Source organism: Planctomycetaceae bacterium (genome assembly GCA_041398825.1).
Taxonomy (GTDB): domain Bacteria; phylum Planctomycetota; class Planctomycetia; order Planctomycetales; family Planctomycetaceae; genus F1-80-MAGs062.
The window spans coordinates 42,195-53,529 of the sequence record JAWKTX010000004.1 but is presented as its reverse complement, the minus strand read 5'-3'; the positions used below and the strand labels follow the sequence as shown (position 1 = coordinate 53,529).

The following is an 11,335-nucleotide window of genomic DNA, read 5'->3' as shown; positions in this document are numbered from 1 at the left end:
TTCACCATGCCCGTTGTTCGTATCGCATCGTTACTTGCTGAGGGTCAGCCGGAAGCAACAGTTGTTGCCAAGGGCTGGGTACGAACACGCCGTGATTCGAAGAACGGATTCTCGTTTATCGAACTCAACGACGGCAGTTGTATGAAGAACCTGCAGATTGTCGTTGATTCTGCGGTTCCGGGGTATCAGGCGATCATCAAAGATATCACGACCGGTGCCAGTATTTCTGTCGAGGGGACTCTGAAGGAATCGCCGGGTAAGGGGCAACGGATTGAACTGCATGCGACTTCACTGGATCTGCTGGGCATTGCCGATCCAGCCTCATTTCCGCTGCAGAAGAAGGGACACAGTATGGAGTTCCTTCGAGAGATCGCTCACCTTCGACCACGCACCAATACTTTTGGAGCCGTTGCACGCGTGCGTAATCGCATCAGTCGCTCGATTCATGACTTTTTTCAGTCGCGCGGTTTCCTTTACATCAATACTCCAATCATTACGGCCAGTGACTGCGAAGGCGCAGGGGAGATGTTTCAGGTTACAACGCTCGACCTGGTAAAGCTCGCACAGTTGAAGACGGAGATTGACTGGAAGCAGGACTTCTTCGGCAAACCCGCTTCGCTAACGGTAAGCGGTCAGCTGGAAGCGGAGATTTACGCGACATCGGTGGGTGACTGTTATACCTTCGGTCCCACGTTTCGGGCTGAAAACAGCAACACGACGCGACATCTGGCCGAATTCTGGATGGTGGAGCCGGAGATGCCGTTCTACGAATTGCCCGACAATATGGATCTGGCAGAGTCCTTCATCAAAACCATGATCAATGATGTTCTGAACGACTGCGGCGACGACATGCAGTTCTTCAACGATCGAATCAACAATACTGTCCTTTCCACACTCGAAAACATTCGCAGCAACCAGTTCGTTCGACTGCCCTACACAGAGGCTATCGAGCTGTTGAAGACATCGGGTCGTCAGTTCGATTACGCTGTGGAATGGGGCTGTGACCTTCAGACGGAACACGAACGATTTCTGACGGAAGAACACTTCAGGCAGCCTGTGATCCTTTTTGATTATCCCAGGACACTCAAGCCATTTTACATGCGTTGCAACGAGGATGGCAAAACGGTTCGTGCCATGGACGTTCTTGTGCCGGGAGTCGGCGAAATCATTGGTGGCAGCCAGCGTGAAGAGCGACTGGATGTACTGCTCGCGAGAATCGAAGAATGTGGCATGAATCCAGCCGATTACTGGTGGTACATCGAATTGCGAAAGTTCGGTAGCGTGCCCCATTCAGGATTTGGTCTTGGGCTCGAACGCGCGGTCCTGATGATCACCGGCATGACCAACATACGCGACGTGATTCCGTTTCCACGGACACCTGGCCACGCAGATTTCTGACACCTGCAAAGGGGGATGTCTCGTTATGCCGACCAGTCAGGCGATTCGGTCCGCAAGCGGTGGCTGTGCATTCTCACTGACAGCTTCGCTGGCCGTATTGGGCTGAAGCATGGATTGGATCATGAGCATGATCGCGCCGGTGACGAGACAGATGTCTGCGACATTAAAAATGGCCCAGTCGAACGAACCCAGCTGGAAATGGAAAAAATCACGAACCGCTCTGGCTGGCACATCCTGTCCAGGCAGGCACACATCGTGCATGCCGAGGCGATCGTAAAGATTGCCGAGCGTTCCTCCGGTGACGAACGACAGCGCTACGGTAAGCCACAGGCTGACAGCGGCTTTTCGGATGAAGAGATAGTAGATGATGCCGACAAAGGCTACGACGCTCAATGCTGCAAATACGCCGGCAAACCCCTGCCCCATTCCCCAAAGCGCGCCCATGTTCAGGTTTGTGTGCAGTTCGAACTTCACCCAACCGTCCAGCAGCCACCCGGTTCGATTGAATAGTCCCAGTTCCGCGAAGACGCGATCTTTCGACCAGAGATCCAGCCAAAGGCTGCCACTCGAAAGAAATCCAAAAATGAAATAGCGGTTTCGCGGGAGACGATCCATCAGAATCCTTCTTCTCGCAACCTCTCACACTCAACACAATTGCGAGCATAGGGGATTGCCTGAAGTCGAGCTTTTGGGATGCGCGCTTTCGCTTCGCTCACCCCTTTTTCGAGACATCCTTCACACAGACCAAATGTACCAGCATCCAAACGCTTGAGCGCTGCTGAGATCTCTTTCATGACTTCCTGATCGTTTTCGACCAGGTGGAGTGAGAAGTCGAGATCCCAGGCATCAGAGCCCATTTCCGCCATGTGATTTGAGGAACGCTGATCATTGCCCGAATTAGAACCAGAAAGGGCCTCCTCCTGCAACTGCTCTACGTCACCGCGCAGGCGAGCCTGAAGCACATTCAGCAGAGTACGGAATTCCGCAGTATTGTCAGATTTCATGGACTGGTCTCATTTCTGGATGGTTGCATTGCGGGCGTTGATCAACCCGCGGCGGGGGTGGGATTATGGAACCCGTGATGGACACCGTCAAGATTCCCGAACGCCTTGATACCAATCTCGGATACGCATAATTGAGCAAATTTGCCTGAAAACTAAGATTCGGATTCAGAACTTCGATCAAAGAATCGATTTCATCGTTCATCTCCCCGCCGGGAAAGACAATGCACTGGCCAGACGAACAGTATTGTGGGTGTGTACGTATTGCCATGTCTGCTGCTCACTCTGCGCATTTATCGCAGCGATTCATTTCGCAATGCGACTTCAGTGGCAGTCTGTCCGCGACTTGCAAGCTCGATCGGCGAGCCCTGAGAAACGATTTGACCTCCGCCGCCACCACTTTCGGGGCCAACATCAATAATCCAGTCCGCAGACCGCATCAGATCGGTTTGATGTTCGACAACCAGCACGCTGTGACCATCTGTCACCAAACGCTTCAGAATGGCAATCAGCCGATGGACGTCTGCCGGATGCAGTCCCGATGTGGGTTCATCGAAGATATACAGAGTGGCCGCTGATTGTTTGGTGGCAAGTTCTGTGGCCAGGCGAACTCGTTGTGATTCGCCTCCCGAGAACGTGCTGGAGGGCTGTCCCAGTTTCAGGTATCCCAGTCCCGCATCCTGAAGCGACTGGAGCACTGTCACGATGCGATTGAACTCAGAGAAAAACTGACAGGCTTCGTCGACGCGAAGGTTCAGTACATCAGCCACATTCCTGCTGTTGAAGCAGATGGATAACGTGGCTCGGTTGAATCGCTGTCCCCGACACGTGGGGCATGGAACGGTTGTTTCCGGCAGGAAGCTCATGTGAAGATTTTGAACACCTGTTCCTTTGCAATCGCCACAACGCCCGTCGCCGGAATTGAAGCTGAATCGATTGGAGGCATAACCACGAGATCTTGCCTCGCGGGTCTTCGTAAACAGCTGCCGAATGATGTTCCAGACGCCCGTAATCGTCGCAATGCACGACCGTGAACTTCGACCAATCGGACTGCTGTCCAGCGAAACCACTCGGTCGATACGATCCAACCCTGTAATGGCTTCGCACTTCACGTCCGAAAGGATCTGCGCCAGCGTCTGGAGGTGTTTCCCGGAGGTGGCCCCTCCCTTGATATCGCAACAGGCCGCAGCGTAAGGCAGCAGCGTCTCCATGATCAGCGAGCTCTTTCCGCTGCCGCTGACTCCTGTGACACAAACGAGCTGCCGGAGCGGAATTTCAACAGACACGTTTTGCAGATTGTTCAACGCAGCATTGTTGATACGGATGACGCCGAAATCTCCTGGACCCTCGACAGGAAACAGGCTTCGTCGATTCGAATTTTCTGCGTGGGTTCTGAATTCCGGCTGGCCTGACGGGACGTTCTTCAGTCTGCCGGCGAGAAAATCTCCTGTCGGGGAGTCGACGGATACGGCGTCGGCCGGTCGGCCCGAGAACAACAAATGCCCGCCATCAATACCGGCCCCGGGCCCCAGATCAACGAGCCAGTCGGCATCCCGCATGATGCCCCCATCATGCTCGACGACAACAACTGTGGCACCAGAATCTCGAAGTCGATTCAGCGTATTCAGCAGGCAAGCCGTATCGCGAGGATGCAGCCCGGCCGTCGGTTCATCGAGTACAAAACATGCACCATTCAGACCGATACCGAGGCACGCAGCGAGGCGCGCTCGCTGAAATTCGCCACCGGATAAAGTTCGTGTGGCTCGATCAAGGGACAGATAATCCAGACCGACATCCAGCAGGCATTGTAGTCGCCGCTGAATATCCGGCAGTGTCCGCGATGCGACCAGTCGTGATTCCTGCGAAAGGTTTTCGAACGCACGCTCATCTTTCGGCGAATCCGCACTGGCCAGACATGCGCTCCATTTTTCGATCGTGGCAAAGGCGCTGGCAATGGATTGACCTGTGAATTCCGAAATGGTCACGCCGAAGAAGGTGACGGCGGCAGGAAACTTCTTTAGTCGACTCCCGTGGCAGTCCGAACAGGCCTCACGCAGAAAGCGAATATTGGCACCATCCTCTTCGATGGCCCCTCGCGCTCCATGGCCTTCACATTTCGGACAGGCTCCCCAGGCAGAGTTAAAACTGAACGAACGGGGTTCGGGGGTCGGAAAACTGAGGTCGCATTTTGCACAGCTGAATCTGGTGCTGTAGAAGGCCTCATCCCAGTGGTCATCTCTTTGAAAGCAAACGATGCACGTGCCGTCACTTTCGCGACACGCCAGTTCAACCGATTCACGGATTCGTTGCTCAATACCCTCTTTGATAATGATTCGATCAATTACAGCTTCGATTGTGTGGTTGCGTGTTTGAGCGAGATCCTGAATGTCAGCAAGATCCACGAGTTCTCCATCGACTCTGGCCCTTACAAATCCATTGCGGGCAATGCGCTCAAGAATTTCTTTGTGTGCTCCCCGACGGTCTCGAACCATCGGAGACAGGATCATCAGTTTCGTGCGGTCGGGAAGTTGCAGTGTGCGCTGGACGATTTGATCAATCGTCTGGCTGCTGACAGGTTGTCCGCATTCCGTACAGTGAGCGGTTCCTGCACGTGCATAGAGGACGCGAAGGAAATCATAGATCTCGGTTGTAATCGCCAGGGTTGTACGAACCGGAACGCTGTTGGTCCGTTGGTCGACGCACACTGTGGGAGGCAGTCCGGAAATGTCATCGACATCAGGGCGAGGCAGTTGTGAAATGAAGGATCGTGTCTGTGCTGAGACGCTTTCCAGATAGCGACGTTGTCCTTCAGCAAATAAAGTGTCGAATGCGAGACTGCTCTTTCCGGAGCCGCTGACTCCTGTCATCACGATCAGCTTACCGCAGGGCAGATCGACATCGATGTTCTGAAGATTGTGCGTTCTCGCGCCGCGAATACGGATGATCGATCGACTCTCCCGGCTGCCGTTGGCTTCTTCTGAAATCATTTTGCGGGAACAATTTCAAGCAGGACGGGCGTGTTCTCAGCCGGGATGTGTTCTGTCCAGGCTTCATAAGCCTGAGCACCGTCACTGGCCGAACTTTCCTCACGAACATCGATCATGGAATCACCAAAATTGGCAACACAAATCAGGTAGCCTCCTTCCGCCTGATAGGTCCTCAGATTTGTCTCCGGATCCGTATAAAACTGACTTCCGGCAAAGACAAAGTCAGCTTCCATTCGGCGACTCTTTGAATCAGCATGAAACGACCGAATGGCATCCTGAAACTTAACGTTGTCCCATTTGCTCAGCAGATCGTCTCGATCAGTATCTGACAGGGGGCCGTACCACAGAATTTCGTTATTGAATTTATCCCAACGCAGTTCCTTGTAGGGCAGCTTCAGACCTGGTGGGGGCGAAGATAACGGGGCTGAATAGTAACGATGGATGTTATGACGAACCCAATCTCGAACATCTTTTCGCTGGAGTTTCCCGTCCTCATCGACCCACGCAGCGTAAATACTGAGCTTCGTACCGCTTGGCGGTTCAAACTGTGGAGAAAACCGCGCAGGTCTGCCGGGCTCTGCCCCCAAAGCGACGAGCCCGGTATGAATCACGTAAGCTTTCGTTTTGACTCTAAGAATGGTTTCATGCTCCTTGATCCCTTCGGGCACGCAAAGCATCTCAAGAATACAGTTTCGGCAGGCAACCTCGGTCTTCACAATCAGCCGTCCGCCTTTCAGGTCAAGCATGACGGTCTTCTCTGGATTTAACGCAGTCGCTGATTGCGTGAGCTTCAGCAATTCGGCTGGCAACTCTGTTTTTTTCTGTTCAGCCTTCTCCGGTTTCGGAGCCGGAACCTCCTGAGAATCCGACTGCGTCGTTGTCTGCTCAACGATTTCGGATGCGGAGGGAACTGTGTTTTCATCTGCCCTGGCCGCGATGTGCATGACGAGAATGGCTGCCATTGCTACTGCCATCGCGGTTGCAAGTTTTCCTGGGCGGCGGCCGAATCGTTGGCTTCTCATGGCGAGGTTTCCGCTGTTGATGGTTTGCGAAGCTTCCAGATAATCATCGTGGAGATATCCCACCGTTCATCCAGTTCCCAGCCTTCGAAGATTTCGAGATCTGTCTTTGCCGGGGTACGCAGTATGAGAACGGCATCGGGGGAGCTGATCGATTCTTTTGATAGTCGTCGAAGGCTCTGGCTAAGAGGCTTGCCCGGCAACAGTTGATTGACGTCAGCATAAGGCGGATCAAAGAAAATCAAAGAATACGGAAGGCAGTCTTCTCCTCCGTTCGGTCGAAATGAAGTCCGGCGAATATCCGTTCGCCAGCAGATCGACCTTTCATCCGGCGCAATGGCCTCGAGGTTTTCTTTCAGTGATGCATGGACATCCTGGTCACCTTCGAAGAATACGCACGATGAAGCCCCTCGACTGAGTGCTTCCATCCCCATCGTGCCGACGCCCGAGAACACATCCGCCACACGAGCAAACTCCACAATGTCGGATATCCGGTCGAAGACAACCTGTCGAACGCGATCCGTGTATGGGCGAGTTGACAGGCCGTGCGGAGTTCTCAACAAACGTCGTCGATATTTTCCAGCGATCACTCGAAGTGCCATAAACAGCCGCATCCAGAAAGAAAACCTGCAACACCGAAAGTTGTGTCCGATTTGAATCGATGTGTGAATTGTAGCTATCCGCTTCGACAAAGCCGAGTGCATGCATGGGATGGCAGGGCGAAGAAGCAAACGCGATGCTCGCAATTCGCCTGTGCTGCGCTTTCAGATCCCTGACCTGGCGCGACATCTCCGACCACGGCGGTCGCACTTTTGGTGTGCAACATCAACGCGTGAGATTCTCTGAACTCCGTCGACATCGACGAAAGACGTAAAAAACCTGAAAAACTCAGGGAATTGAGCATTTTCAATACGACGAACGATTGACAGTTTTTACGAACAGATCTTTACTCCGTGCAAAAAACACAGGGGATTTCCGGCACTGCCGGTGCTTCCCTGCCAAACGGGATGACTTGAAGTATTACAAACCAAACTAACAGGGAGCGAATTGAAGATGGCAAAGAAAGCTGCAAAGCCGATCTCAAAGACGGAGATTCTGAATGCACTGGCAGAAGCAACCGGCCAGAACAAGAAGGATGTCAATGCAGTTCTGGAGGCTCTGGAAGCTCTGATCGAATCCAACCTTAAGAAGGGTCCTGGCATCATCAATCTGCCCGGCCTGATGAAGATCTATGTGCACGAACGCCCTGCCACCAAGGAACGCATGGGCAAGAATCCAAAAGATGGCACACCGATGCTGATCGCTGCAAAGCCAAAGACGAAGGTTGTCAAAGTACGACCACTGAAGAAGCTGAAGGAAATGATTTAATCATACCGCTGGCATCCAGCGTGCCAGCATCATTTTCAAAGTCGAGCTACCGCTCGAATTTGTTGTGTCGGTCCCGTTAGGCGTTCGCCAACACCCACAGCTCGTTCGGTACAAATAGCAGCGGCTTTTGCCTGAAATCGGCGAAGGGAAACCTCCGCCGATTTTTTGTTTCGCTGTCAATCCGCTCCAACAGGGTCAAACTGCTCCAACACGCTCAATCCGCCCGTACAAGGCCAAACTGCTGGAACAAGACAGTATCCCCCAACTGCTGAAGCGGTTACTTCAAGGACAGCAAACAGGTACTCACAGATTCGTAGAGCCTATCTTGACAGGCGATTCAGAACATTTCGTGTGATCTGCACAACAGCAGGATCATTTCCTCGAAGTCCATGTGACCAATCTGTTGCACCACATGTGAAAACCGTGCCGCCTCGCGTGTAGATCCCCATGACGGCGGCTCCGACGCGGTCTTCGGGAAATCGTTCATAGAATAAGCTGTCGCCGGGATGCCACTTTGCCGGGCAGGTTCCGAGAATCGTAAACGATTCAGGCGTTCCATCTGAATGCGTTGGAAACGGTAGTCCATCTTTCCAGACCATTTCGCAACCGTCACATTCGTAACCGACAATCGTGTCCTTCCCCCCGAAACGGTCATCGCGTGCAAGATTCGTCCCTTCATAAACCCAGTGATCCGGGCGATGGACGATATAGGATGCCGGGCCGTCCATGAACTGACCATGGCTGCGGTGGTAGCCTCCCCAGAGAAACCCGACGCCAGTGAGTTCATTTTCCGGACGGCCGATAAGATGGTGGCTCCACAACGTCGCCAGCAGTTTTTGATCACCAACGCGATACATCGGATCGACATTGTACCACTGTTTCCAGCAGGTCAGTGAGCGGCCGTTCGAATCACTGCGAACCTGCCAGCAGCAGGTGTTTCCACTGAAGAACGCTGCATTGCCGCCCTCCGCGATGAATGCCTCCAGATGATCCCGCATCGGCGATGACCAGTATTCGTCGTGTCCGACACTCAGCACCAGCTTGTAGTGTCTCAGTATTTCCGGATGAAACTCCAGATCGCTGTTGGCTGCATAGTCGATGGAGTACCCATTTGATTCGGCCCAGGCCACAAATGGGCGTTCCCAATTATTGAATTGTGAAGTCACGGGACGATCAAACGACACCTGATGTCCCTGGAGTCCATCACGATCGTGGTACGCATAAAGGCTGTGGCCGCCCCAGTTGGTGTAGGCGTTATAGGTATTGGTGGCCAGCTGAATCAGGATCGACGTGTCTCTGCCGGGAGCTGCCGAACGAACGATGAAGAACAACGTTGAGGTCGCCGTTTCATCCTCTTTTCTACCGCTGAGCGTCACCTGGTAATATCCGCTCTTCCAGTCTTTCGAAACGAGAAACGTTGTCGATGCTGGCCAGCCGCAGCCGTCCGATGATGCGCGATCCGGGATTCGCTGTTCGGTAACGACAACATCCTGCTCTTCAAGGACCGTTGTTGCCTCCTTTGCAATCCGCTGGACGAGTATCGATGCCGACCCGCAGTTGGATGAAAGATGCAGATGGACTGTTTCACCGGCCACATAGCTGACTTTGTCTGAATACCCGGCCACGTAAGGTTTGGCGGGAGGAATCTGGTCGGCTGTCAACTCACAGCAGCTTCCAGCAGAAACCGTGCAAAACACCAGAATTCCAAAGTGCAATCTCGCGTGCATCTGTTTAACTCCCACAGCAATTCCCTGGTTGTCTCAGCCGATGAGGGCGTTGAAGAACCAGAAGAATAACTTCAGATGACTGGCGGGAGAAGCAGCGCTGGGGAGCAGGACTGATTGAAGTGGCGGTCCCGGAGATTATTTTGTCGGATCTCTCACAATCCAGCCTAACATGTCGCTGACTCGGGGCGTCTTGCCCTGCCAGAGAATACCAACACGATAAATTCGGCTGGCGAATGTCACTCCGATCCATGTGGCCGCGATCATCAGGAACACGCTTGTAACAATCTGCCAAATGGGTATCGTCGCTCCCGTAGCCAGCCTCAGTGTCATCATCAATGGCGTGGATGGCGGAAAAAATGATAACGTGGTGGCAAGCGTACTATTGGGCTCTCGCACCACGTTAAACCAGACCATCATCGGAAGCAGCATAACCATCCAGACGGGCAGTAACAAACTTTGAGCTTCTCGCAACTGTGAGACCGAAGCGCCGATGGCCATAAAGACCGAGCTGAACATCAATACGGCCAATAACTGATAGACAGTGAACCAGGGCAGGATATGAAATGGAATCCGATCGCTCTGTCCGTTCAGATTGGCGACGGCGTAACCTCCAGCCGCATAAAGGGCGAAAACCGTCAATGATCCGCCCACGTTACCGAGCAGTTTGCCGGTCATCAACTGCCTCGCATTGGCTGATCCCAGGAGCACTTCCGAAATCCGCTGCGTCTTTTCTTCCAGAACACTTTCAAGCATGGGCTGAGCTGACATCATTACAATCATGAACATCAGCATCATGATGCCCATCGGCAGTAACATTTGTGTAATCTCATCGGGCTTATCTTCGCTGACGATATCGCCAGCATCATTTCGTTCGAATAACCCGGAAGCCTTCAGTGGCGTCTTCCTTTCGAGTTCCAGCAGTACAACAGGAGACACACCTGCATCTGCCATTCTCCGCGCCTTGACAAGTTGATTGATTGCTGAGCCAAGCCAGCGTTTCGCATCAGACAATGCGGCGTCCTGCGCGCAGTACGTCACAGCGGGCAACGATGATGATTCAGGATGGGCTGGATCCATCGCAGGGGCAGTCAACAGATCGGCGGGGATCTCCAGGAATGCATAGAGCTTTCCGTTCCTGATTTCTTCAGACAGTTCCAGTCGCTGCTCGTCCCCAAATCCTTCCGTCGGATGCGATTTCAGGACGTAAGTATTGATGTCGTTTAAACCCATTGATTCCAGGGCCTCACGTCTGTCCCGGCTTTCCTTCGATTCCCTGGCGGTCACGGCATCATCGGTTGACTCACTGCTTTCGCTGTCTCCTGCGCTGACAGCAGGTTTGACAATCGCGTTCCGTTCATCAGTAATCTTCTGAAGCAGCGGCAGCATTTCGCCACTGTGGTCGATGACGGCAATCGTGCGTTCGCGCGATTTCTCCAGCCCTTTCAGCATCTTCGGCAACCACATTCCGCCAAGCATCAGGACGGGCATCATGGCCATCCCCAGAACGAATGCTTTGGTTGCGACCATTGCCTGATATTCGCGGCGAGCGATTGTCAGAATCTTATTCATTGGAAGGCCCCGCGATGCGAACAAAAATGTTATGCAAAGATGGTCGCACCAATTCAAAGTGTTCAACGCGACAGGAATTCACAAGGGTTTGCAGCAATTCGTCGAGATTTGCATCGGGCGACAGCTTCAGCAGAGAAAACGACCCCTGTTTCTCACGTGAAATCACACCTCGCATCTGGCCGGGCAATTCAGAATCGCTCGAAAGCCTCAGCTTCACCTGATCGGCCGGATACTGAGCCTGAATTGAAGCCACCGTACCGTCCAGA

The 11,335-nt window shown here is 53.1% G+C and carries 10 protein-coding genes; 2 read left to right on the top strand and 8 right to left on the bottom strand.

The features are described 5' to 3' along the window. Positions 1-6: 6 nt before the first annotated feature. Positions 7-1,398, top strand: coding sequence for an asparagine--tRNA ligase (gene asnS, locus R3C20_08630; GenBank protein MEZ6040558.1), 1,392 nt, complete (start codon positions 7-9; stop codon positions 1,396-1,398). 36 nt (positions 1,399-1,434) lie between these two features. Here the strand turns inward: asnS and R3C20_08625 are convergent, their stop codons facing one another. The 5 genes from R3C20_08625 to R3C20_08605 all read right to left on the bottom strand — a co-directional run bounded on the left by R3C20_08625 (position 1,435) and on the right by R3C20_08605 (position 7,007). Next, a complete protein-coding gene (locus R3C20_08625; GenBank protein ID MEZ6040557.1) occupies positions 1,435-2,013 on the bottom strand; it encodes a signal peptidase II in 579 nt (192 codons plus the stop codon). Continuing rightward, the gene (locus R3C20_08620) at positions 2,013-2,402 is read right to left on the bottom strand and encodes a TraR/DksA family transcriptional regulator (protein ID MEZ6040556.1); all 390 of its coding nucleotides are present in this window, start codon (positions 2,400-2,402) and stop codon (positions 2,013-2,015) included. Before R3C20_08620 ends, R3C20_08625 begins: the two co-directional genes overlap by 1 nt. A gap of 290 nt (positions 2,403-2,692) precedes the next feature. Next, positions 2,693-5,386: a hypothetical protein gene (locus R3C20_08615; GenBank protein MEZ6040555.1), complete on the bottom strand. Its 2,694-nt coding sequence runs from the start codon at positions 5,384-5,386 to the stop codon at positions 2,693-2,695. Further along, the gene (locus R3C20_08610) at positions 5,383-6,408 is read right to left on the bottom strand and encodes a YdjY domain-containing protein (protein MEZ6040554.1); all 1,026 of its coding nucleotides are present in this window, start codon (positions 6,406-6,408) and stop codon (positions 5,383-5,385) included. The genes R3C20_08615 and R3C20_08610 overlap by 4 nt, the downstream gene beginning before the upstream one ends. After that, positions 6,405-7,007 (bottom strand): RsmD family RNA methyltransferase, encoded by a 603-nt coding sequence (locus R3C20_08605; protein MEZ6040553.1) that lies wholly within the window; start codon positions 7,005-7,007, stop codon positions 6,405-6,407. Before R3C20_08605 ends, R3C20_08610 begins: the two co-directional genes overlap by 4 nt. A 451-nt stretch (positions 7,008-7,458) precedes the next feature. Between R3C20_08605 and R3C20_08600 the strand changes: the two genes are divergently transcribed. Beyond that, the gene (locus R3C20_08600; GenBank protein ID MEZ6040552.1) at positions 7,459-7,773 is read left to right on the top strand and encodes an HU family DNA-binding protein; all 315 of its coding nucleotides are present in this window, start codon (positions 7,459-7,461) and stop codon (positions 7,771-7,773) included. A 320-nt stretch (positions 7,774-8,093) separates the two neighbouring features. On the opposite strand, the gene R3C20_08595 is transcribed toward R3C20_08600, so the two are convergent. From R3C20_08595 to R3C20_08585, 3 genes are all read right to left on the bottom strand, one after another. After that, the gene (locus R3C20_08595; GenBank protein ID MEZ6040551.1) at positions 8,094-9,500 is read right to left on the bottom strand and encodes a DUF6605 domain-containing protein; all 1,407 of its coding nucleotides are present in this window, start codon (positions 9,498-9,500) and stop codon (positions 8,094-8,096) included. Between the two features lie 135 nt (positions 9,501-9,635). Then, positions 9,636-11,069: an ABC transporter permease gene (locus R3C20_08590; GenBank protein MEZ6040550.1), complete on the bottom strand. Its 1,434-nt coding sequence runs from the start codon at positions 11,067-11,069 to the stop codon at positions 9,636-9,638. Then, positions 11,062-11,322, bottom strand: a complete 261-nt coding sequence (locus tag R3C20_08585; GenBank protein ID MEZ6040549.1) for a DUF4162 domain-containing protein — start codon at positions 11,320-11,322, stop codon at positions 11,062-11,064. Before R3C20_08585 ends, R3C20_08590 begins: the two co-directional genes overlap by 8 nt. Positions 11,323-11,335 lie beyond the last annotated feature (13 nt).

What these genes read in the sequence shown, in the direction of transcription:
- R3C20_08625 (MEZ6040557.1), bottom strand. Translation starts at nt 2,013, where the DNA reads ATGGATCGTCTCCCGCGAAACCGCTATTTCATTTTTGGATTTCTTTCG.
- R3C20_08605 (MEZ6040553.1), bottom strand. Translation starts at nt 7,007, where the DNA reads ATGGCACTTCGAGTGATCGCTGGAAAATATCGACGACGTTTGTTGAGA.
- R3C20_08590 (MEZ6040550.1), bottom strand. Translation starts at nt 11,069, where the DNA reads ATGAATAAGATTCTGACAATCGCTCGCCGCGAATATCAGGCAATGGTC.
- R3C20_08595 (MEZ6040551.1), bottom strand. Translation starts at nt 9,500, where the DNA reads ATGCACGCGAGATTGCACTTTGGAATTCTGGTGTTTTGCACGGTTTCT.
- R3C20_08610 (MEZ6040554.1), bottom strand. Translation starts at nt 6,408, where the DNA reads ATGAGAAGCCAACGATTCGGCCGCCGCCCAGGAAAACTTGCAACCGCG.
- R3C20_08600 (MEZ6040552.1), top strand. Translation starts at nt 7,459, where the DNA reads ATGGCAAAGAAAGCTGCAAAGCCGATCTCAAAGACGGAGATTCTGAAT.
- R3C20_08615 (MEZ6040555.1), bottom strand. Translation starts at nt 5,386, where the DNA reads ATGATTTCAGAAGAAGCCAACGGCAGCCGGGAGAGTCGATCGATCATC.
- R3C20_08620 (MEZ6040556.1), bottom strand. Translation starts at nt 2,402, where the DNA reads ATGAAATCTGACAATACTGCGGAATTCCGTACTCTGCTGAATGTGCTT.
- asnS (MEZ6040558.1), top strand. Translation starts at nt 7, where the DNA reads ATGCCCGTTGTTCGTATCGCATCGTTACTTGCTGAGGGTCAGCCGGAA.